This is a genomic window from Burkholderiales bacterium (assembly GCA_015075645.1).
GTDB lineage: Bacteria > Pseudomonadota > Gammaproteobacteria > Burkholderiales > Casimicrobiaceae > VBCG01.
In genome coordinates this window covers 380,768-402,205 of record JABTUF010000001.1, presented here as the reverse complement: position 1 = coordinate 402,205, position 21,438 = coordinate 380,768, and the positions used below count along the sequence as shown (strand labels likewise).

The following is a 21,438-nucleotide window of genomic DNA, read 5'->3' as shown; positions in this document are numbered from 1 at the left end:
GGTCGGGCTTCCCCGGGGCGCCGGCACGGGCGTCGGGGTTGCGGAGCCGGGCATTTCGTCGTAGGATTTCAAAGCTTTGGAACACCTTTGGTTCACAGCGGTCCCTCGGGGGGCCGGAACCATCCACCCACACCACCAGCTTTTACTGAGGGACAATCCATGAGCAAGCTCCTCGTTGCGCTGATCGCGGCCTCGTTCGCGACCGTTGCCGGCGCGCAGGCCGGCGCCACCGCCAAGCAGAAGCAGCAGGAAGTGCAGTCGGTCACCCAGAAGGCCGCGGAGCAGAACACCGCCCAGAGCGAAGCCGCTGCGGTCGCCAAGGCGAAGTCCGAGAAGGGCACGCCGAAGGCGCTGCAGGGCAAGTCGGCAAAGCAGCAGGCCGTTTCCTCGACGACGCAGGCCGCTGCGCAAGCCGACACCGCCCAGGGCGAAGCCGCCGCGGTCGCCAAGGCGAAGTCCGAGAAGGGCACGCCGAGGGTCGCCAAGCCGAACCTGAAGGACCCGGCGGTCGAGAAGCAGATGCAGAAGGCCGCCACGCAGTAACCGGCGCGCATTCCTCCGCATCGAAAGGCAGGGGCGCACGCGCTCCTGCCTTTTCCTTTTGTGCGCCCGGCACGGGCGCACTCCTGGGATCGCTTTCGTGAGGGAAATCACCCCCGCGCGCCCGTCGGTCACCGTCGCCGCGATCGTCGAGCGGGACGGCGCGTTCCTGCTCGTGCGCGAGCACACGCGGAGCGGCCTCAAGCTCAACCAGCCAGCCGGGCACCTCGAGCCGGGCGAATCGCCTCCGGCCGGCGCGGCGCGCGAGACGCTCGAAGAGGCGGCGTGGCGCGTCGAGGCGACCGCGCTCGTCGGCGTCTACCGCTGGGAGGCGCCGGACAACGGCGCGACCTTCGTGCGCTTCGCGTACGCGGCGCGACCGATCGCGCAGGTGTCCGGCCGTGCGCTCGACCAAGGCATCGTCGAAGCGTTGTGGCTCCGCTACGACGAGGTCCTCGCCCGGCGCGCCGAACACAGGAGCCCGCTCGTCCTGCGCTGCATCGACGACTTCCGCGCCGGCCGGCGCTGGCCGCTCGACCTCGTGCAGGAGGTCGTCGGCGAAGGCGCGGGGCTCGTGTCGCGATGAAGCGCGAGCGCGTCATCGTCGGACTGTCGGGGGGCGTGGACTCCTCGGTCGCGGCGCTCCTCGAGAAGGAGGCCGGCCACGAGGTGGTCGGCGTCTTCATGAAGAACTGGGAGGGCGACGAGGAGTGCCGCTCGCGCGAGGACCTGGTCGACGCGGCGGCGGTCGCCGACGTGCTGGGCATCGAACTCGAAGCGGTGAACTTCGCCGCCGAGTACCGCGAGCGGGTGTTCGCGAGCTTCCTTGCCGACTACCGCGCCGGCCGGACGCCCAATCCCGATGTCCTGTGCAACAGCGAAATCAAGTTCCGCGCGTTCCTCGACCACGCACTCGCGCTCGGCGCCGACCGCATCGCGACCGGACACTACGCGCGCGTGCGCCGCGTCGACGGGCGCGTCGAGTTGCTGAAGGCCGCCGATGCGACCAAGGACCAGAGCTATTTCCTGCACCGCCTGACGCAGGAGCAACTCGCGCCGGTGTCGTTCCCGGTGGGCGGCCTCGCGAAACGCCGGGTACGCGAGATCGCGCGGGACGCCGGATTGCCGACCCACGCCAAGCGCGACTCGACCGGCATCTGCTTCATCGGCGAGCGGCCGTTCCGCGAGTTCCTCGCGCGCTACCTGCCGCGCGAGCCGGGACCGATCGTCACGCCCGCGGGCCGCGAGGTCGGTCGCCACCAGGGCCTCGCGTACTACACGCTCGGGCAGCGGCAGGGGCTCGGCATCGGAGGCGCGCGTGGCGCCTCGGAGGCTCCGTGGTTCGTCGCCGCGAAGGACCCGGAACGCAACGCGCTCGTCGTCGTGCAGGGCCACGACCATCCGATGCTTCATGCTTCGATCGTCGACGCGGTCGACCCGCACTGGATCGCGGGCGAGGCTCCGTCGTTGCCCGCGCGCCTCGCGGCGAAGACCCGATACCGGATGGCGGATGCGTCGTGCATCGTCGACACCCGCGGGGGCGCTCTGCGGGCCGCCTTCGACGCGCCGCAGTTCGCGCCGACGCCGGGGCAATACCTCGTGCTCTACGACGGCGAGGTCTGCCTCGGCGGTGCGGAAATCACCGGTGCGGAGCGCGTTGTCGACCCGGCGTGCGACCCGCGCGCAGTCGGGATGGATCCGGTTCCGGCTGCGGCTTTCGCCCGAACGGCCGTTGTGTCAGAATGACGGCCCCTCCGTGGGCCGTCTGCCGCGGAATACTCTCTCCGACACGGAGCACCCGATGGATCACAACGATTCACGACGCAAGTTCGTCGCCACCGGCGCCGCGGTCCTCGCTGCCGCCGCCACCACCGCAGCGCAGGCGCAAACCGCGTCGCGCCCCGACGCGACGATCGACATCCGCATCTTCCGCGCGGGCTTCATCGTCGGAGGCAGCGGCGGCAGCGGCACGCTGTACTTCCGCGACAAGGGTTACAACCTCGGCATCGGCGGCGTGAGCCTCGGCGCGACGATCGGCATCGCGCGCGCGGATTTCGTCGGCGAGGTCTACAACCTCAAGGAAGCCCGCGACATCGAAGGCACCTACACGGCCATCACGGCGAGCGCGGCCGCGGCCGGCGGCGTCGGCATCACCGAACTGCAGAACCAGCGCGGCGTGCGCCTGCGCCTGCAGGGCACGCAGATCGGCCTCATGGTCTCGATCGACCTGTCGGGCATGATCATCAGCATCCGCAACTGATCGCGCGTCCGCGCGGATTCCGATCCGCGCGGGAACGTCGCATCGTGCACGGGGCCGCGTTGCGGCCCCGTGTCGCTTCCGGCGGCGCCGATCAGAACGGGATGTCGTCCTCGAAGTCGTCGGGCTTCTTTCCGCCACCCGACGGTGCTCCGCCCCCGCGCGGCGCGCCGCCGCCCGAGCCGCGCGCGGGCGCGCGACCGCCACCGCCGCCGGACGGCTCTTCATCGCCGCCGCCGCCCGAATCGCGCCCGCCGCCGATGAGCTGCATGCGGTCGGCGACGACTTCGGTCGAGTACTTTTCGACGCCGTCCTTGTCCGTGTACTTGCGCGTCTGCAGCCGCCCCTCGATGTAGACCGAGCGGCCCTTCTTCAGGTACTCGCCGGCGATTTCCGCCAGGCGGTCGAAGAGCACGACGCGGTGCCACTCGGTGCGCTCCTGCTTCTCGCCGTTCTTGTCCTTCCACTGCTCGGACGTGGCGATGTTCAGGTTCGTCACCGCGCTGCCGCCGGTCGTGTAGCGCGTCTCGGGATCGCGGCCGAGGTTGCCGAGCAGGATCACCTTGTTCACCGATGCCATCGTTCAGGTCCTTCCGATCGAGAGGGGAGAATCCGGCGACGCCGGCGGGTTGGTCATCGTCGCGCCGGCGGCGAGCCACAGCAACGTCAGCAGCGCACCGGCGAGGTAGACCGCGGTCGCGCCGGCGTGCTTCAGGATGACGCCGGCGGTGGCCGCGCCGACGAACATGCCGAGGAACTGCATGCCGCTGTACACGCCGATGGCAGTTCCGCGCGCTGCGCGCGGCGCGAACCGCGTCACCATCGACGGCAGCGCGGCCTCGAGCAGCGTGAAGGCCGCGAAGAACACCGCGAGCCCCGCGACGAGCGCCGTCAGCGAACCGCCGGCGAACGCGAGGACCACCAGCGAGACGACGAGCGTCCCGATCGCCGACAGCAGCACGATGCGGCTGCGTTCCGGTCGATCGACCGCGCGAAAGAGCGGCATCACCACCGCCACCGCGACCACGAGCACCGGCAGGTAGACGGTCCAGTGCCGCTCGGCCGGGATGCCCGCGTCGCGCAGCGCGAACGGCATCTGCAGGAACAGCGCCGACATGACCGCGTGCAGCACGAAGACGCCGAGGTCGAGGCGCAGCAACTGGCCGTCGGCGAGTGCGCGGACGAAGCCCGCGCGATCGGCGGTGTGGACCGTCGAGGGGGCCTGCGGAATGCCCCACAGCACCACCGCGATCGCCGTGCACGCCAGCGCGCCGGTGAGCACGAACACGCCGGGCACGCCGATCGCGCCGGCGAGCACCGGGCCCGCGACCAGCGACACCGCGAAGGCCGCGCCGATCGTGATGCCGATCGCCGCCATCGTGCGCGTGCGCACTTCATCGCGCGTGAGGTCCGCCGCGAGCGCCATCACGGCGGCCGACACGGCGCCGGCGCCCTGGATCGCGCGCCCGGCGATGAGCCAGGGGAGCGTCGGCGCCCACGCGGCGACGAAGCTGCCCGCGGCGAACACCGCGAGCCCGGCGGCGATCGCGGGCTTGCGGCCGACGCGGTCGGAGGCCCAGCCGAACGGAATCTGCAGCAGCGCCTGAGCGAGTCCGTAGGCGCCGATCGCGATGCCGATCAGCGCGGGGTCCCCGCCGCCGGGGAGCGACTCGGCGTGCAGCGCGAGCACCGGCAGCACGATGAAGAGGCCCAGCATGCGGAGGCCCGAGACACCGGCGAGGCAGGCGGTCGCCCGCCGCTCCGCGGCCGTCATGCGGCTGGCGGCGCGCGGGCCTGCGGCGATCGACGACATGGGGATGGCGCTCGAGGGTGCGGCGGAACGAAGCATGCGGCGCGTGTCGCGGCCAGGGTGCCGCGTGACACGCCGAACACACTATACTAACAGGTTCGCTTCGCTCGCCTTCGTCCGTTCGGACAGGTCCGGCGGGCGGGCCGACTCCCGGGCACGCATGGACCAGATCCGCATCCGCGGCGCACGCACGCACAACCTCAAGAACGTCCATCTCGACCTGCCGCGCCACCGGCTGATCGTGATCACCGGGCTCTCGGGCTCGGGCAAGAGCTCGCTCGCGTTCGACACGCTCTACGCGGAAGGCCAGCGGCGCTACGTCGAGTCGCTCTCCGCGTACGCGCGCCAGTTCCTGCAGTTGATGGAGAAGCCCGACGTCGACCTGATCGAAGGGCTCTCGCCGGCGATCTCGATCGAGCAGAAGGCGACCTCGCACAATCCGCGCTCGACGGTGGGCACCGTCACCGAGATCCACGACTACCTGCGGCTCCTCTACGCGCGCGTCGGCGATCCCCACTGCCCGGATCACCCCGACCGGAAACTCGCGTCGATGACGATCTCGCAGATGGTCGACGCGACGCTCGCGCTGCCGGCGGACACCAAGCTCGCGATCCTCGCGCCCGTGGTCACGAACCGGAAGGGCGAGCATCTCGAACTCTTCGTCGAACTGCGCGCACAGGGCTTCGTGCGCGTGCGCGTCGACGGCAGTGTGCACGAGATCGACGCGGTGCCGAAGCTCGCGCGCACGACCAAGCACACGATCGAGGTCGTCGTCGACCGGCTGAAGGTCGCGCCGGACCTGAAGCAGCGGCTCGCGGAGTCCTACGAGACCGCGCTGCGCCACGGCGACGGCCGCGCGATCGCGGTCGAGATGGACACCGGGCGCGAGCACCTGTTCAGCTCGAAGTTCGCCTGCCCGGCGTGCAACTACTCGCTCGCCGAACTCGAGCCGCGCCTGTTCTCGTTCAACAATCCGGCCGGCGCCTGCCCGCGCTGCGACGGACTGGGCGCGATCAGCTTCTTCGATCCCAAGCGCGTCGTCGCGTTCCCGCAGCTCTCGCTCGCCTCGGGCGCGATCAAGGGCTGGGACCGGCGCAACCAGTTCTATTTCCAGTTGCTGCAGTCGCTCGCGAAGCACGCCGGCTTCGACCTCGAGCGGCCGTTCTCGAAGCTGCCGGAGCGCGTGCAGGCACTGGTGCTGAACGGTTCGGGCGACGAGAAGATCCCGTTCACCTACCTGTCCGAGCGCGGCCGGCCGATGACGCGCGAGCACGCGTTCGAGGGCATCCTGCCCAACCTCGAGCGCCGCTACCGCGAGACCGACAGCGTGATGGTGCGCGAGGAACTCGCGAAGTACCTGAACAGCAAGCCGTGCCCGGAATGCCACGGCACGCGCCTGAAGCGCGAGGCGAGGCACGTGAAGGTCGGCGCCGGTGCGTCGGCGCGCGCGATCTACGAGGTGTCCGCGTGGCCGCTCAAGGAGACTTCGCGTTTCTTCTCCGACCTCGCGCTCGAGGGACACAAGGCGTCGATCGCCGAGAAGATCGTGAAGGAGATCGTCTCGCGCCTCGCGTTCCTGAACAACGTCGGCCTCGACTACCTGTCGCTCGACCGCTCGGCGGAGACGCTGTCCGGCGGCGAGGCGCAGCGCATCCGGCTCGCGTCGCAGATCGGCTCGGGGCTCACCGGCGTCATGTACGTGCTGGACGAGCCCTCGATCGGGCTGCACCAGCGCGACAACGACCGCCTGCTCGCGACGCTGAAGCACCTGCGCGACTTGGGCAACAGCGTCATTGTCGTCGAGCACGACCACGATGCGATCCTCGCGGCCGACCACGTGGTCGACATGGGGCCGGGCGCGGGCGAGCATGGCGGACAGGTCGTCGCGCAGGGGACGCCGGACGACATCCGCCGCGCGGCGCATTCGCTCACCGGGCAGTACCTCGCCGGCCGGCGGCAGATCCCGATGCCCGAGCGGCGCCGCAGGCCCGATCCGGGACGCACGATGTCGATCACCGGCGCGCGGGGCAACAACCTGCGCGACGTGACGCTGGTGTTGCCGGTCGGATTGTTCGTGTGCGTGACCGGCGTGTCGGGCTCCGGCAAGTCGACGCTCATCAACGACACGCTCTACCTCGCGGTGGCGCGCCACCTCTACGACAGCGCGGAGGAGCCGGCGCCGTACGACGCGATCGAGGGCGTCGACGAGTTCGACAAGGTGATCAGCGTCGACCAGAGCCCGATCGGCCGCACGCCGCGCAGCAACCCGGCGACCTACACCGGGCTCTTCACGCCGATCCGCGAACTCTTCGCGCAGGTGAAGGAGGCGCGGGAGCGCGGCTATGGCCCGGGCCGGTTCTCCTTCAACGTGAAGGGCGGGCGCTGCGAGGCCTGCCAGGGCGACGGGCTCATCAAGGTCGAGATGCACTTCCTGCCCGACGTCTACGTCCCCTGCGACGTGTGCCACGGCCAGCGCTACAACCGCGAGACGCTCGACATCCGCTACAAGGGCCGGAACATCCACGAGGTGCTGTCGATGACCGTCGAGCAGGCGCACCCGTTCTTCGAGCCGGTGCCCGCGGTCGCGCGCAAGCTCGCGACGTTGCTCGACGTCGGCCTGGGCTACATCACGCTCGGCCAGTCGGCGACGACGCTCTCGGGCGGGGAGGCGCAGCGGGTCAAGCTCGCGCTCGAACTCTCGAAGCGCGACACCGGCCGCACGCTCTACATCCTCGACGAGCCGACGACCGGACTGCATTTCCACGACATCGAACTCCTGCTCACCGTGCTGCATCGGTTGCGCGACCACGGCAACACCGTCGTCGTGATCGAGCACAACCTCGACGTCATCAAGACCGCCGACTGGGTCGTCGACCTCGGGCCGGAGGGAGGGGCGGGCGGCGGGCGCATCGTCGCGGAGGGCACGCCCGAGGACATCGCGCGAAACCCGGCGAGCCACACCGGCCGCCACCTCGCTCCGGCGCTCGAGGCGCACGCCCGGCGTTCGTCCAAGGCGCCGGCGTCGCCTGCGAAACGCGCGAGCGGACGCAAGGCGTCGGGCGATCTCCTCGGGTGATGGCGGGATGAGGCCCGGCTGCGCGGACGGCGTCGTGCTGCGCAGGCCGCACGGCGAGCCCGACGTCGTGCCCGCGGCGCGATTGCACCGCGCATCGATGCGCGCGGCGATGCCCTGGCTCGCCGTCGTGCACACGCCCGACGAGGACGTCGCCTGGATGCGCGACACGGTGTTCGCGACGCACTCGGTGTGGCTCGCGTGCGCGGGCGAGGCGATCATCGGGGTCGCGTCGCGGCGCGACACCTGGCTCATGCAGCTCTACGTCGCGCCGGACTGGGCCGGGCACGGCATCGGCACGCGGCTTCTCGAACGCATCGCGGCCGAATCGCCGAAGATCGAGCTCTGGGCGTTCCAGCGCAACGCGCGTGCGCGCCGGTTCTACGAGAGGCACGGCTTCGAGGCGGTCGAGTTCACCGACGGCGCGGGGAACGAGGAACGCGAACCGGACGTGCGCTACCTGCGGACGCCGCGCTGAATCGGTGGCGTGTCGTTCGACGGCGAGGGCGTGCATGTGAGGTCGCACGCCGGATTGCGCGAATCCGGACGCTCGTGCGAGCATCCGCGGACCATGACTTCGGCGCTCCGCCCTGCCCGGCAGGCCTTTCGCCGAACCGTCGCGCTTGGCGCATGGGCGGCCGCGTCGTGGCTCGGCTCGGCCCTCGCGCAGCCGGCGGACGCCCCGAAAGCCCCGGTCGCCGTGCCGCCGCAGGCCACCATGCAACCTGCGCCGACGACGCGTTTGCGCAAGCCGGAAGGCCGCCCGATGGTCTGCCTCGTGCTCTCGGGGGGAGGCGCTCGCGGCGCCGCGCACGTCGGCGTGCTGAAGGTCCTCGAGGAGTTGCGCGTGCCGGTCGACTGCATCACCGGCACGAGCATGGGATCGCTCGTCGGCGGCGCGTACGCGAGCGGCATGTCGATCGGGGAAATGGAGAAGCTGATCGGGACGATCCGCTCGGATCTCCTGTTCCACGACAACCCGCCGCGGCAGGAGAAGCCGATTCGCCGCAAGGAGGACGACCTGACGGTCCTCTTCGGCCTCGAACTCGGCGTGCGCGACGGCGAGATCCTGCTGCAGAAGGGACTGGTCAGCGGCATCCAGCTCGAGGCGGTGCTGCGGCATCTCTCGAAGGTGCGCGAACCGGTCCGCTTCGACGACCTCCCGATCCCGTTCCGCGCGGTCGCGACCGACCTCGTGACCGGCAAGCCGGTCGTGTTCGACCATGGCGACCTCGCGCGCGTGATGCGCGCCAGCATGTCGGTGCCCGGGGTGATGTCGCCGGCGCAGATCGACGGCAAGCTGCTCGTCGACGGCGGGCTGACCGACAACCTGCCGGTGGCCGCCGCGCGCGCGATGGGCGCCGACATCGTCATCGCGGTGAACCTCGGCACCCCGCTGATGACCCGCGACCAGGTTCAGTCGGTCCTCGGCGTAACCGCGCAGATGATCAACATCCTGACCGAACAGAACGTCCGCGCGTCGCTCGCGTCGCTGAAGCCGACCGACATCCTGATCGAGCCGGCGCTCGGCAACTTCTCGGCGGGGGACTTCGACCACCTGCCGAAGACCGTGCCGATCGGCGAGGCGGCCGCGAGAGCGGCGGCGCCGCGGCTGTCGGCGCTGGCGATTTCGCCCGAGCGCTACGCCGTCTTGCGCGCGCGGCATGCAGCGCCCCCCGAGGGACCGCCCGAGGTGGTCGCGAAGATCGACTTCCCCGGACTCCACCGGGTCAATCCTGCGGCGCTCTCGAATTTCATCGATACCCGGCCGGGAGAGGTCCTCGACCGCGATCGCCTCGACCGCGACCTCCGCCGGCTGTACGGCTCCGGCGATTTCGAGCACGTCGACTACCAGTTGATCCAGGACGCCGGCAGGCAGATCGTCTCGATCGACGCGATCGAGAAGTCGTGGGGCCCGGACTACCTGCGCTTCGGCCTCGGCTTGCAGTCGAACTTCAAGGGCGACAACACGTTCAATCTCGCGGTCAGCTACCGGAAGACGTGGATCAATCCGCTCGGAGCGGAATGGCGCACCGACGCGCAGGTGGGGCAGGTGTCGTACGTGGCCACCGAGTTCTACCAGCCGCTCGGCGCGCGCAACGGGCTCTTCATCGCGCCGCGGGCCTCGGTGTCGCGGCGCGACATCGATCTCTACTACCAGGCCCAGCGCATCGCGACCTACGACCTCGAGACGGCCTACGCCGGCATCGACCTCGGCGCCGCATTCACGCGCTACGGCGAGGTGCGCGTCGGTGTCCTCGCCGGGCACTCCCGGGCGTCGCTCGACACCGGCGCCCCGGAGTACGAACCCGATCCCAGCTCGGTCTCCCGCGGCGGATTCCGGTTTCGTGCGATCCTCGACCAGCTCGACAGCGTGAACTTCCCCCGCGCCGGTTTCGCGGCGACCCTCGACGTGTTCGCGTCGTCGAAGGCGATCGGCGCGCGCGACACCTATGTGCGCGGGGAACTGACCGGCGTCGCCGCCTACAGCTTCGGTCCGCACACGCTGATGCCGTCGATCCGGCTCGCGGGCAACGTGGGCAACGACGACCTGCCGGTCTACGACCTCGTGCAATGGGGCGGTTTCCTGCAGCAATCCGGGTTGCCCGCGGGCGCGCTGCTCGGCCAGCGCCTCACGTTCGGGCGGCTCGTCTACCTGTACAAGATGGCGGCATTCAAGCTGATTCCGGGGATGTACGTCGGCGCCTCGGCGGAAGTCGGCCAGATGAAGGCGCCTTTCGTGCCGGGCAACCTCACGGGAACGCTCGTGTCCGGTGCGGTATTCTTCGGCGTCGATACGCCGGTGGGTCCGGTGTACCTCGGCTATGGCGCGATGGACGGCGGCTATCGCAGCGCGTACTTCTTCCTGGGCCGTCCGTGAACGCTGCAACGCACCCCTTTCACTGCTGCGGCATCGGGCCGCGAGGAGTTCGAACGATGAAGTCGATGCTTTCCATGGTTGCCGCGCTCGTCGCGGCCGCGTTCCTGCCGTCGGTCGCGGTGGCGCAATCCGGGGCGGTGATCGCCGGCAAGGGTCCCGGCGTCGGCGGTGTCGCGCAGACCGTCAACGTGACCGCGACGATCACCGCGATCGACGCGAAGACCCGCGCGGTGACGCTCAAGGGGCCGCAGGGTCGCGAGATCACGCTGACGGCAGGGCCCGAGGTGCGCAACTTCGCGCAGATGAAGGTCGGCGACGCGGTCGACGTCCAGTACGTCGAGGCGCTGACGCTCGAACTGAAGAAGGGCGGCGGCAAGACGGTCCAGAAGTCGGAAGCGGCGGGAGCCATGCGCGCGAAGGAAGGTGCTGCGCCCGGCGGGGCGATCGGCCGGCAGGTGACCGTGATCGCCGACGTCGTCGCGCTCGATCCGGCCACGCAGACGGTGACGCTCAAGGGACCGCAGCGCACGGTGGAGCTCAAGGTGCGCGACCCGAAGCAGTTCGCATTGGTCGCGAAGGGCGACCAGGTCGAAGCGACCTACACCGAGGCCGTGGCGATCGCCGTCACACCCGCGAAGAAATGAGCGCGCGGGGGGCGCCGTTCGACCGCCGGCGCTTCGTCCTCGCGGTCCCGGCGCTCGGCGCGGCGTCCGCCGTCCTGTCGTCGACGGCCGCAGCGCAGACGTCCCTCGTTGCGTCCGAGTGCGCGGTGTTCACGCGCGAGCGCCAGCGCGACACCTCGCCCGACGCGGCGCTGCGCATGCTGGTCGAAGGCAACGAGCGTTTCGTCTCCGGCCGGACGATCAACTGCGACCTGCGCACGCAGGTGCGCGAGACCGCCTCCGGGCAGGCTCCGTTCGCGGCCATCGTCGGCTGCATCGATTCGCGCGTGCCGCCCGAACTCGTGTTCGACCAGCGGATCGGCGACGTCTTCTGCGCGCGCATCGCCGGCAATTTCGTCAACGACGACATCCTCGCGAGCCTCGAGTTCTCGACCGAGCTCTCGGGGGCGAAGCTCATCGTCGTGCTCGGCCACAGCGAGTGCGGCGCGATCAAGGGCGCGATCGACGGCGCGAAGCTCGGCCACCTGACGGCGATGCTGCGCGCCTTCGCTCCCGCGATCAAGGCGGCGAAGGCGACCGGCGAGGCGAACACGAAGAACAAGGCCTGGGTGCAGGCGGTCGCAGACGCGAACGCGAAGCTCACGGCCGCGCAGGTCACCTCGCGCAGCCTCGTGCTCCGGAAGCTGGTCGACGAGAAGAAGCTCCGCGTCGTGTCGGCGATGCACGATGTCGCCACCGGGCGCGTGACGTTCTCCGCCTGAGGCCCCGGCGCGAGCGCTCGCTGGCGCGCCGGGGGACGTCGCGTCAGGACCCTCCGGCGGACCGGTCGCCGCGTTCGCCCGCCTGCGGCGCACCTCCCGCGGCGCGGGCGCAAATCGCGGCGAGGATGCCCTGGAGGAGCGCCGTGGGCGTCGGCGGGCAACCGGGCACTTCGACGTCGACCGGGATCACGTTGGAGACCGCACCGAGGCTCGCGTAGCTCTCGCCGAAAATGCCGCCGTGGCATCCGCAGTCGCCTACGGCGACGACGAGCTTCGGCTCGGGCGTGGCATCGTAGGTCCGCCTGAGCGCGATGGCCATGTGTTTCGACACCGGGCCGGTCACGAGCAGCATGTCGGCGTGGCGGGGGCTCGCCACGAAGCGGATGCCCAGCCCTTCGATGTTGTAGCGGGGGTTGCCGAGCGCCTGGATCTCGAGCTCGCAGCCGTTGCACGAGCCGGCGTCGACCTGGCGGATCGCGAGCGCGCGGCCGAGCGTCGCGAGGACCTCGGCCTGGATGCGTGCGGCCTTCGCGAGCTCGCCGGCCGGCGCGGGAGGCGCTTCGGTGCACACCCCGACCTTCGCGATCTGTTTCAGCATTCTCAGCATCGTCAGAGGTCCTGTCCGCTGTAGGCGAGATTGAACGACTTGTTGATGAGGGGGAAGTCGGGGACGATGTTCCCGATCACCGCGTGCTCGACCACCGGCCAGTTCGACCACGACGGATCGTGCGGATGGCAGCGGCGGATCGTGCCGCCGGGGCCGGTTTCGAGCGCGACCAGCACCGGGCCGCGCCATCCCTCGACCGCGCCCAGGCCGAGCTTCGCGGGGACGGGCTCCGGGAGCGCGGCCCGGATGACGCCTTCGGGGATGGCGTCGACGATCGCACGTACGAGCCGCAGCGATTCGGCGAGCTCGTCGAACCGGACCGCGACGCGCGCGGCGACGTCGCCGCCGTCGTCGACGCACTTCCGCACCGCCAGCACGTCGTAGGGCGCCGACGGAAAGTCGACGCGCAGGTCGCGCGCCTGGCCGCTCGCGCGGCCGGCGAGGCCGGTGAGCCCGAGATCGGCCGCGAGTTCGGGCGCCACGCGGCCGCAGGTCCGGAAGCGGTCCTGCAGTCCGTCGTGCTCGTCGTAGATGCCGCGCAACGTCGCGACCTCCGCGGCGAGCCGCTTCGCCTCGGCAGCCATCGACGCGAGCCTGCCGCGCTCGACGTCGTGCGCGACACCGCCGGGCACGACGGCGTCCATCATGAAACGGTGGCCGAACGCGTCGCGGCTCGTGCGCACGAACTCTTCGCGCAGGCGCGAGAACTGCGCGAGTCCGAACGCGAGGCCGCCGTCGTTGCCGAGGGCGCCGAGGTCCCCCAGGTGGTTCGCGATACGCTCCCGCTCGAGCGCGAGCGCCCGCAGCCAGAGCGCGCGCGGCGGCACCGCGAGGCCCGCGATCGCCTCGAGCGCCTGCGCGTAGGCCCACGCATAGGCGACCGTGCTGTCGCCGGACACGCGGCCCGCGAGCCGGAAGGCGTCCGCGGCGCGCATCGTCTCGAAGCGCTTCTCGATCCCCTTGTGCGCGTAGCCGAGCCGCTCCTCGAGCCGCAGCACCTTCTCGCCCACCACCTGGAAGCGAAAGTGACCGGGCTCGATGGTGCCCGCGTGGACCGGGCCGACCGGAATCTCGTGCACGCCGTCGCCGTCGACCCGGACGAACTCGTACTCCTCCTGGCCCGGCTCCCACTTGGGCGAGGCCTCGAAGTCGCGCCGCAGCGGATAGCGGTCGATCGGCCAGCTCGCCATCCAGGTCCACGGACGCTGGTCGCCGGCCTCGGAGGCCACGCCGACGAGGTCGAAGGCGGCGCGCTGCATTCGCGCCGCGGCCGGAAAGACCGCCGAGACGTCGCCGTAGCGCGCGTCGGGCAGGTCGGGCACCGTCGTCTCCAGCACGGTGAGGCCGGCCGCGTCGCCCAGCGCGACGCGCACCGCGAACCCCGCGTCGCGGTCGCGCTCGTCGCTCGCCCACAGAGCGACGAGATGCGCTCCCTGCTCGCGTGCGACGCGGCACGCGGGAACGAGTTGCCCCGACCCCGCCGCGACGCGCGCGGCGGGAATCGCCGAAGGCAACGGCACGCCGGAGAGACCGAGGCGGGAGAGGTCCATCGTGCGTCAGCCGATCAGGAGCGCGGCCTGTCGGTACCACGCGGCCAGGAACGGCGGGATCCACAGGCCCAGCATCAGCACCAGCGCGAGATGCACGAATACCGGCAGCATCGCCGGGCGGTGGGGGAGGCGGGCGGCGAGCGGCTCGCCGAACGCCATCGGCTGCACCTTCGAGAACACGGCGGCGAACGCGATGCCCAGTGCGACGAGCAGGAACGGCGTGGCCCAGGGCTCTTCGCGCATCGCGGTCGTGAGGATCAGGAACTCGCTCGCGAACACGCCGAACGGCGGCATCCCGAGGATGGCGAGGGTGCCGATCATGAGCCCCCAGCCGATGACCGGGCTGGTCGTGATGAGGCCGCGAATGCCGTCGATGAGCTGCGTCCCGCTCTTCTGCGTCGCGTGGCCGACCGCGAAGAAGATCGCCGACTTGGTGAGCGAGTGCACCGTCATGTGCAGCAGTCCCGCGAAATTCGCGATCGCGCCGCCCATGCCGAAGGCGAACGTGATGATGCCCATGTGCTCGATCGACGAATACGCGAACAGGCGCTTGATGTCCTTCTGCCGCGAGAGCAGGAACGCGGCGACCACGACCGACAGCAGGCCGAATCCCATCATCAGGTTCTTCGCGAACGAGGTCGGAAGCGCGCCCTCGACCAGCACCTTGCAGCGGACGACCGCGTAGAGCGCGACGTTGAGGAGGAGCCCGGACAGCACGGCGGAGACCGGCGTCGGGCCCTCGGCGTGCGCATCCGGCAGCCAGTTGTGCAGCGGGACGAGCCCGACCTTGGTGCCGTAGCCCACGAGCAGGAACACGAACGCGAGCGAGAGCACCGTGGGCTCGAGCTGCGCCTTCACCGCGTCGAGTTCGGTCCACAGGAGCGCGCCCCCGCCCGCGCCGAGCAGCTTCTCCGCGGCGAAGAACAGCAGGATCGTGCCGAACAGCGCCTGGGCGATGCCGACGCCGCACAGGATGAAGTACTTCCAGGCCGCCTCGAGGCTCGCGGGCGTACGGTAGAGCGAGACGAGCAGCACCGTCGTCAGCGTGGCCGCCTCCAGCGCGACCCACAGGATGCCCATGTTGTTGGTGAGGAGCGCCAGCAGCATCGTGAACACGAAGAGCTGGTACATGCCGTGGTACAGGCGCAGCCGCGCCGCGTTCACGTGTCCGCGCTGGCGCTCGATCCGCATGTAGGGCCGGGAGAACACCGACGTCGTGCAGCCGACGAACGCGGTGAGCGCGACGAGGAACACGTTGAAGGAGTCGACGAAGAAGAGCTTGTCGAGCGCGAGCAGCGGGCCGTCTGTGACGACGCGAATGGTCAGCGCGACGGCGGCGGCGAAGGTCGCGAGACTCGCGCCGATGTTGACGGTCGCCGCGCTGTCGCGCTCGCCCATGAGCGCCAGCATCAGCGCTCCGGCGAGCGGAAAGCCCAGCACCGCGAGGATCTCGATCATGCGAGGGGCCCGCGACAGCCCGGCCGCGCCAGGACGCTCACTCCTTCTCCTCCTTCAGCGATTCGAGATGCCGCAGGTCGAGACTGTCGAACTGCTCGCGGATCTGGAAGAAGAACACGCCGAGGATGAGCACCCCCACGAGCACGTCGAGCGCGATGCCGAGCTCGACGACCATCGGCATGCCGTAGGTGGCGCTGGTCGCCGCGAAGAAGAGTCCGTTCTCCATCGACAGGAATCCGATGACCTGCGGGATCGCCTTGCGCCGGGTGATCATCATCAGGAACGAGAGCATCACGCAGGCCATCGCGATGCCGAGCGTCGATCGGGTGACGGTGCTGGCGAGCTGCGAAATCGGAACCGCGAGATTGAAGGCGAACACGACGAGCACGATGCCGATCAGCATGGTCGTCGGCACGTTGATCAGCCGCTCGACGTCCCATTTGACGTCGAGCTTCCGGATCAGGCGATAGAGGATCCACGGCAGCAGGAGCACCTTGAGGACCAGCGTGAGCGCCGCGGACTCGTAGAGGTGGTACTGCCCCGTGCCGTAGGCGACGATCGCGGTCGACGCGGCGAGCACGAGGCCCTGGGCGGCGTAGAGGTCGATCAGCGAGAGGACGCGCCGCTGCGCGAGCATCGCGAACGACAGCAAGAGCAGGATCGCCGCGAACAGGTTGATGAGCTGCGCGTAGAGCGGCAGGAGGTGCATGTTCAGCTGCCGAGGAGCAGGTGGACGAGCATCGCGAGGACCGCGAGGAGGAACGCGGTCCCGAGGAATTCCGGCGCGCGGAAGATCCGCAACTTGGCGGACGCCGTCTCGATCAGCGCGAGCAGGAAGCCGCCGGCCGCGAGCTTGGCGACGAGCGCGGGCACGGCGAGTGCGATGGCGAACCAGTCGTCGCTGCCTTGCGCGATGCCGAAGGGAAAGAACAGCGCGAGTCCGATGCACGAGTAGTTGAAGAGCTTCAGCGCGGTCGCCCATTCGATCAGGGCGAGGTGGCGCGCCGAGTACTCGAGCAGCATCGCCTCGTGGATCATCGTGAGTTCGAGGTGCGTGGCGGGGTTGTCGATCGGGATGCGCGCGTTCTCCGCGAGGGAAACCATCGTGAACGCGACGCCCGCGAACGCGAGCGACGGATAGATCGCGAGTTCGCGGTGCGCGAGCGTGTCGACGATCGACGGCAGCGACGTGGAGTTCGAGATCAGCGAGGCGGTGAACAGGACCATCAGGAGCGCCGGCTCGGCGAGGAAGCCGACGAACATCTCGCGTCGGGCGCCCAGCGAGCCGAAGGCCGTCCCGATGTCCATCGCGGCCAGCGCGATGAACACGCGCGCGAGCGCGAACAGCCCCACCAGCGCGATCGCGTCGGCCGCGGCCGCGAACGGCAGGTCGGTCGCGAGCGAGGGCACGATGGCGGCCGCGCAGCACATCGCGCCGAACACGACGTACGGCGTGAGCCGAAACACCGGCGAGGCGTTGCTCGCGACGACCGCGTCCTTCGTGAACAGCTTGCGGATCGTGCGGTAGGGCAGCGTGATCGGCGGCGCGCTTCGGTTCGAGAGCCAGGCGCGGCACTGGTTGACCCAGCCCACGAGCAGCGGCGCCAGCGCGAGCGCGAGGCCGACCTGCACGAACTGGGAGAGCAGGGCGGTCGCGCTCATCGGACCAGGAACAGCAGCGCCAGCAAGGTCACGAAGCTGTAGGTGAGGTAGACCGAGATGCGGCCCTGCTGGATCAGGCCGACGAAGCGCGCGGCGAAGTCCGCCGCGCGCGCGATCGGAAGATAGATCCAGTGCCACCAGGGGTCGGCCGCCGCGACCCGGTAGCGCGGCGCCGCGTCGAACGGCGACGGCAGTTCGCGCTCGATCCGGAAGAACGGTTCGAACACCTGGCGCACGGGCTGGCCGAAGCCCTCGGCGGTGTCCTGCATGCGGGGTGTCTGCAGCGGGAAACCGCAATCCCACGGGTCGGCGCGACGGACGCGCCCGTGGTAATGGCGGTGGACGACCTGCATCGTCACCAGCACGACCGCCGCGACCACGAGGAGCACGATCATCGGACTGTAGCTCGACCGTTCCTCGCCGAAGGGCGCGAGCATCAGCCAATGGCCGGCGGCTTCTCCCAGCGGCACGCCGACGAGCATCGCGTTCACCGGGTCGAGCGCGCGGATCACGGCGCCGGGCAGGACGCCGAGGAGCACGCAACCGCCGGCGAGGAGCAGGAGCGCGATCCGCTCGTGCCGCCCCGCGTCCTTCGCGTAGGCGAGGTGGGCCTCGCGCGGGCGGCCGAGGAAGATCACGCCGTAGAACTTGACCATCACGTACGCGGCGAGCGCGGCGGCGAGCACGAGCGCCGCCGCGGCGATCGGCACCAGCATGTTGACGAACGATTGCGGCAGCGTCGGCGTGAACAGGAACGCCTGCAGCAGCAGCCACTCGGAGACGAAGCCGTTCAACGGCGGGAGCCCCGCGATCGCGAGCGTGCCCACGAGCGCGAGCGCGGCGACCCACGGCATCCGGTGGATGAGGCCGCCCAGCTTCCCCAGGCTGCGTTCGTGCGTGGCGTGCAGCACCGCGCCGGTCGCGAGGAACAGGAGACTCTTGAACAGCGCGTGGTTGATCGAGTGGTAGAGCACCGCGGTGAGCGCGATCGCCGCGAGCAGCGGCTTGTCGTAGGACCGGTACAGGATCGCGAGACCGATGCCGGCGACGAGGATGCCGATGTTCTCGATCGACGAGTAGGCGAGCAGCCGCTTCATGTCGGTCTGCGCCGCGGCGAAGATCACGCCGAAGAGCGCGGTCACGAGGCCGAGCGCGAGCGCGATCACTCCCCACCACCAGATCTGCAGATGCAGCAGGTCGAACACGACGCGCAGCAGGCCGTAGATGGCGGTCTTGAGCATGACGCCGCTCATGAGCGCCGAGACCGGGGAGGGAGCGGCCGGATGGGCCTCCGGGAGCCAGACGTGGAGCGGCAGCAGGCCCGCCTTCGCGCCGAAGCCGAGAAGCGCGAGGAAGAACCCGACCGAGGCCCACGAGGGTGACAGCGCGGCGGCGCGCATCGCCGCGAACGTGTAGTCGCCGCTGCCACCCTGGAGCACCCCGAAGCAGAGCAGGATCCCGATGGCGCCGACGTGCGCGATCAGCAGGTACAGGAACCCCGCGCGTCGGATCTCCGGAATGCGATGTTCGGTCGTGACCAGGAAATACGAGGACAGCGCCATGGCCTCCCACGCGACCATGAACAGGTAGGCGTCGTCGGCCATCAGCACCAGCGCCATCGCCGCCAGGAACACGTGGTACTGGAAGCAGACGAGGCCGGGCGCCGTCCCGTCGCTCGATCGAAAGTATCCCGCCGAGAACAGGGAAATCGCGGCGCTGGCGGAGCCGAGCAGCGCGAGGAAGAACGCCGAGAGTGCGTCGACACGCAGGTGGAACGGGAGATCGGGAAGGCCCAGGGGCAGGACCGTCACGCTCGCCGGTGCGCCGATCGCGAGGCACGCGACGACCGCGAGGGCCGCGCCCGCGCCGGCACCGAGCGGAAACAGCACCCGGCTCACGATGCGCAACCGACGCCACGCGGCGAGGCCGATCGCGCCGATCACGAGCCACGCGGCGACCGCGGCGAGCAAGAGCGGGAGTGCGTCGTGTTGCATCGTTACCGGACCCGGAGCGGATGTCCGGTGTGGCGGGCAGGCGGTGTTCCGGTCACTTGACCTTCATGCCCGGCGCGGCGCCCGTGTCGGGAGCGAGCAGGAACACGCCCGGTCCGTCGCCGGACGCGGCCAGCACCATGCCCTCGGACAGGCCGAACTTCATCTTGCGCGGCGCGAGGTTCGCGACCATCGGTGTGAGCCTGCCGACCAGCGCCGCGGGATCGTAGGCGGCCTTGATGCCGGCGAAGACGGTGCGATGGCGGCCTTCGCCGACGTCGAGCGTGAGCCGCACGAGCTTGTCGGCGCCTTCGACCTGTTCCGCCGCGACGATGCGCGCGATGCGCAGATCGACCTTCGCGAAGTCGTCGATCGTGATCGTCGCATCGGTCGCCGGCGCGGCCGGAGCGGCGGACGCCGCGGCCTTCGGGGCGGCGGTCGCGGGGGCGGAGGCGGGTGCCGCCGCGGCCCGGGTTTCGGGAGGCGCGATCAGCGCGTCGACCACCTTCGGGTCGATGCGCCCCAGCAGGTGCTCGTAGCGCGCGATTCCGCCGACGTCGGCGGCGAGGTCGTCCCAGCGCAGTTCGCGATCGATGCCGAGGAACGTCGCGGCCTTCCGCGCGGTCGCCGGCAGGACCGGCGCGAGGAACACCGTCAGGTTCTTGAAGCCGGTGATGCACTCGCTCACCACACGGTGGAGTTCGGCGCGCTTCGCGGTGTCCTTCGCGAGGAGCCAGGGCTGGCGCTCGTCGAAATGCCGGTTGATCGCGTCGGCGAGTTCCATCACGCGGCGGAGCGCCTTGCCGTACTCGCGCTCGTCGATCGCCCCGGCGATCTCGGCTTCCGCGTTCCCGGCGAGCGAGGTCCACCAGGCGCGGCGATGCTCGCGCTCGTCGGAAAGCCTGCCATCGAAGTGCTTCGCGAGGAAGCTCGCCGCGCGGCTCGCGATGTTGACGTACTTGCCGACGAGGTCGCTGTTGACGCGGGCGACGAAGTCGTCGGGATTGAAGTCGAGGTCCTCGACCCTGTCGTTCAATTTCGCCGCGAGGTAGTAGCGCAGCCACTCGGGGTTGAGCCCGAGGTCGAGGTAGACGTCCGGGCTGATGCCGGTGCCGCGCGACTTCGACATTTTCTCGTTCTGGAACGTGATGAAGCCGTGCACGAACACGTTGTCCGGCGTCCGGAAGGGCTTCCCGGCGAACTTCAGCATCGCCGGCCAGAACAGCGTGTGGAAATAGACGATGTCCTTGCCGATGAAGTGGTATTGCTCGACGTCCGGCCGCGCGAGGAACGCGTCGAACGCCTGGCGCGAGCCGAGGTGCGCGCAGAGGCTCGCGAGGTAGCCCACCGGCGCGTCGAGCCACACGTAGAAATACTTGCCCGGAGCGTCGGGGATCGGGATGCCGAAGTAGGGCGCGTCGCGCGAGATGTCCCAATCGGCGAGCCGGCTCTCGCCGTCGGGCGGTCCCAGCCACTCGCGCACCTTGTTCAGCACCTCGGGCTGCAGCGCCTGTCCCGCCGACGGATGCGCCGTCCACTCGCGCAGGAACGCGACGACCTCGGGCGCCGACAGCCGGAAGAACAGGTGCTCCGAGGTCTTGAGTTCCGGGCGCGCGCCCGAGATCGTCGAGTAGGGTTCGATCAGGTCGGTCGGCGCGTAGGTCGTGCTGCAGTTCTCGCACGCGTCGCCGTACTGGTCCTTCGCCCCGCATTTCGGGCAGGCGCCCTTGATGTAGCGGTCGGGCAGGAACATCGCCTTGACCGGGTCGTAGAACTGCTCGACCGGCTTGCCGTAGACGAGTCCGCGCGCCTTGAGCCTGCGGTAGATGTCCTGCGACAGTTCGACGTTCTCCGGCGAGTCGGTCGAGTGCCAGTGGTCGAAGCCGATGTGGAAGCCGTCGAGGTGCTTCGGCCGCGTCGCGGCGACGCGCGCGACCAGCGCCTGCGGCGTGGTGCCCTCGGCTTCCGCCTTCAGCATGATCGGCGCGCCGTGCGTGTCGTCGGCGCACACGAAGTGCACGTTCGCGCCGCGCATCCGCTGGAAGCGCACCCAGATGTCGGCCTGGATGTACTCCATGACGTGGCCGATGTGGAACGGGCCGTTCGCGTACGGCAGGGCCGTGGTCACGAACAGCGTCCGGGGCGCGGCGGGCATCGAAGACCTTGCTGCGGTCGGGGGGAAGCGTCCGATTCTAGCAAACGGGCGGTCGCGGACCCGTGCATGG

The 21,438-nt window shown here is 70.1% G+C and carries 18 protein-coding genes; 9 read left to right on the top strand and 9 right to left on the bottom strand.

Features of this window, described 5'->3' with window-relative positions; all coding sequences use genetic code 11:
• Positions 1–159 precede the first annotated feature (159 nt).
• From HS109_01820 to HS109_01805, 4 genes are all read left to right on the top strand, one after another.
• A complete protein-coding gene (locus HS109_01820) occupies positions 160–543 on the top strand; it encodes a hypothetical protein (protein ID MBE7521101.1) in 384 nt (127 codons plus the stop codon).
• 106 nt (positions 544–649) lie between these two features.
• Positions 650–1,126, top strand: a complete 477-nt coding sequence (locus HS109_01815; GenBank protein ID MBE7521100.1) for an NUDIX hydrolase — start codon at positions 650–652, stop codon at positions 1,124–1,126.
• Positions 1,123–2,286 carry a tRNA 2-thiouridine(34) synthase MnmA gene (mnmA, locus tag HS109_01810; protein ID MBE7521099.1) on the top strand — a complete coding sequence of 388 codons (1,164 nt, stop codon included), beginning with the start codon at positions 1,123–1,125 and terminating at the stop codon, positions 2,284–2,286. Before HS109_01815 ends, mnmA begins: the two co-directional genes overlap by 4 nt.
• 55 nt (positions 2,287–2,341) lie before the next feature.
• Positions 2,342–2,800: a DUF1134 domain-containing protein gene (locus HS109_01805; protein MBE7521098.1), complete on the top strand. Its 459-nt coding sequence runs from the start codon at positions 2,342–2,344 to the stop codon at positions 2,798–2,800.
• A gap of 91 nt (positions 2,801–2,891) precedes the next feature.
• On the opposite strand, the gene ssb is transcribed toward HS109_01805, so the two are convergent.
• Both ssb and HS109_01795 read right to left on the bottom strand, forming a co-directional pair.
• Positions 2,892–3,377, bottom strand: coding sequence for a single-stranded DNA-binding protein (gene ssb / locus HS109_01800; GenBank protein MBE7521097.1), 486 nt, complete (start codon positions 3,375–3,377; stop codon positions 2,892–2,894).
• A gap of 3 nt (positions 3,378–3,380) precedes the next feature.
• A complete protein-coding gene (locus HS109_01795) occupies positions 3,381–4,610 on the bottom strand; it encodes an MFS transporter (GenBank protein ID MBE7521096.1) in 1,230 nt (409 codons plus the stop codon).
• Positions 4,611–4,767: 157 nt separating this feature from the next.
• Here HS109_01795 and uvrA point away from each other — a divergent pair, with 157 nt between their 5' ends.
• The 5 genes from uvrA to HS109_01770 all read left to right on the top strand — a co-directional run bounded on the left by uvrA (position 4,768) and on the right by HS109_01770 (position 11,945).
• Complete coding sequence (uvrA, locus tag HS109_01790) at positions 4,768–7,683, top strand: excinuclease ABC subunit UvrA (protein ID MBE7521095.1); 2,916 nt, start codon at positions 4,768–4,770, stop codon at positions 7,681–7,683.
• Between the two features lie 7 nt (positions 7,684–7,690).
• Entirely contained in the window at positions 7,691–8,158 is a 468-nt protein-coding gene (locus tag HS109_01785) for a GNAT family N-acetyltransferase (GenBank protein ID MBE7521094.1), read from the top strand.
• 93 nt (positions 8,159–8,251) lie between these two features.
• Entirely contained in the window at positions 8,252–10,561 is a 2,310-nt protein-coding gene (locus tag HS109_01780; protein MBE7521093.1) for a patatin-like phospholipase family protein, read from the top strand.
• 56 nt (positions 10,562–10,617) lie between these two features.
• Complete coding sequence (locus tag HS109_01775; GenBank protein ID MBE7521092.1) at positions 10,618–11,205, top strand: hypothetical protein; 588 nt, start codon at positions 10,618–10,620, stop codon at positions 11,203–11,205.
• On the top strand, positions 11,202–11,945 hold the full coding sequence (locus tag HS109_01770) for a carbonic anhydrase (protein ID MBE7521091.1): 744 nt from the start codon (positions 11,202–11,204) through the stop codon (positions 11,943–11,945). Before HS109_01775 ends, HS109_01770 begins: the two co-directional genes overlap by 4 nt.
• A 43-nt stretch (positions 11,946–11,988) precedes the next feature.
• Here HS109_01770 and HS109_01765 read toward each other — a convergent pair whose 3' ends face one another.
• The 7 genes from HS109_01765 to metG are packed head-to-tail and all read right to left on the bottom strand — an operon-like array spanning position 11,989 to position 21,368.
• Positions 11,989–12,552, bottom strand: coding sequence for an NADH-quinone oxidoreductase subunit B family protein (locus tag HS109_01765; protein ID MBE7521090.1), 564 nt, complete (start codon positions 12,550–12,552; stop codon positions 11,989–11,991).
• A gap of 2 nt (positions 12,553–12,554) precedes the next feature.
• Entirely contained in the window at positions 12,555–14,102 is a 1,548-nt protein-coding gene (locus HS109_01760) for an NADH-quinone oxidoreductase subunit C (protein ID MBE7521089.1), read from the bottom strand.
• Between the two features lie 6 nt (positions 14,103–14,108).
• Positions 14,109–15,560, bottom strand: coding sequence for a hydrogenase 4 subunit F (locus HS109_01755; GenBank protein MBE7521088.1), 1,452 nt, complete (start codon positions 15,558–15,560; stop codon positions 14,109–14,111).
• Between the two features lie 37 nt (positions 15,561–15,597).
• A complete protein-coding gene (locus HS109_01750; GenBank protein MBE7521087.1) occupies positions 15,598–16,269 on the bottom strand; it encodes a formate hydrogenlyase in 672 nt (223 codons plus the stop codon).
• Positions 16,270–16,271: 2 nt separating this feature from the next.
• Positions 16,272–17,222 (bottom strand): NADH-quinone oxidoreductase subunit H, encoded by a 951-nt coding sequence (locus HS109_01745; protein ID MBE7521086.1) that lies wholly within the window; start codon positions 17,220–17,222, stop codon positions 16,272–16,274.
• Positions 17,219–19,216, bottom strand: a complete 1,998-nt coding sequence (hyfB, locus tag HS109_01740) for a hydrogenase 4 subunit B (protein MBE7521085.1) — start codon at positions 19,214–19,216, stop codon at positions 17,219–17,221. Before hyfB ends, HS109_01745 begins: the two co-directional genes overlap by 4 nt.
• 52 nt (positions 19,217–19,268) lie before the next feature.
• Positions 19,269–21,368, bottom strand: a complete 2,100-nt coding sequence (metG, locus tag HS109_01735; protein ID MBE7521084.1) for a methionine--tRNA ligase — start codon at positions 21,366–21,368, stop codon at positions 19,269–19,271.
• Between the last annotated feature and the right edge of the window lie 70 nt (positions 21,369–21,438).

Coding starts and splice junctions, on each gene's coding strand:
- HS109_01795 (MBE7521096.1), bottom strand. CDS start 4,610: ATGTCGTCGATCGCCGCAGGCCCGCGCGCCGCCAGCCGCATGACGGCC.
- HS109_01780 (MBE7521093.1), top strand. CDS start 8,252: ATGACTTCGGCGCTCCGCCCTGCCCGGCAGGCCTTTCGCCGAACCGTC.
- metG (MBE7521084.1), bottom strand. CDS start 21,368: ATGCCCGCCGCGCCCCGGACGCTGTTCGTGACCACGGCCCTGCCGTAC.
- HS109_01760 (MBE7521089.1), bottom strand. CDS start 14,102: ATGGACCTCTCCCGCCTCGGTCTCTCCGGCGTGCCGTTGCCTTCGGCG.
- HS109_01775 (MBE7521092.1), top strand. CDS start 10,618: ATGAAGTCGATGCTTTCCATGGTTGCCGCGCTCGTCGCGGCCGCGTTC.
- HS109_01750 (MBE7521087.1), bottom strand. CDS start 16,269: ATGCACCTCCTGCCGCTCTACGCGCAGCTCATCAACCTGTTCGCGGCG.
- mnmA (MBE7521099.1), top strand. CDS start 1,123: ATGAAGCGCGAGCGCGTCATCGTCGGACTGTCGGGGGGCGTGGACTCC.
- HS109_01770 (MBE7521091.1), top strand. CDS start 11,202: ATGAGCGCGCGGGGGGCGCCGTTCGACCGCCGGCGCTTCGTCCTCGCG.
- HS109_01765 (MBE7521090.1), bottom strand. CDS start 12,552: ATGCTGAGAATGCTGAAACAGATCGCGAAGGTCGGGGTGTGCACCGAA.
- uvrA (MBE7521095.1), top strand. CDS start 4,768: ATGGACCAGATCCGCATCCGCGGCGCACGCACGCACAACCTCAAGAAC.
- HS109_01805 (MBE7521098.1), top strand. CDS start 2,342: ATGGATCACAACGATTCACGACGCAAGTTCGTCGCCACCGGCGCCGCG.
- ssb (MBE7521097.1), bottom strand. CDS start 3,377: ATGGCATCGGTGAACAAGGTGATCCTGCTCGGCAACCTCGGCCGCGAT.
- HS109_01785 (MBE7521094.1), top strand. CDS start 7,691: ATGAGGCCCGGCTGCGCGGACGGCGTCGTGCTGCGCAGGCCGCACGGC.
- HS109_01820 (MBE7521101.1), top strand. CDS start 160: ATGAGCAAGCTCCTCGTTGCGCTGATCGCGGCCTCGTTCGCGACCGTT.
- hyfB (MBE7521085.1), bottom strand. CDS start 19,216: ATGCAACACGACGCACTCCCGCTCTTGCTCGCCGCGGTCGCCGCGTGG.
- HS109_01745 (MBE7521086.1), bottom strand. CDS start 17,222: ATGAGCGCGACCGCCCTGCTCTCCCAGTTCGTGCAGGTCGGCCTCGCG.
- HS109_01755 (MBE7521088.1), bottom strand. CDS start 15,560: ATGATCGAGATCCTCGCGGTGCTGGGCTTTCCGCTCGCCGGAGCGCTG.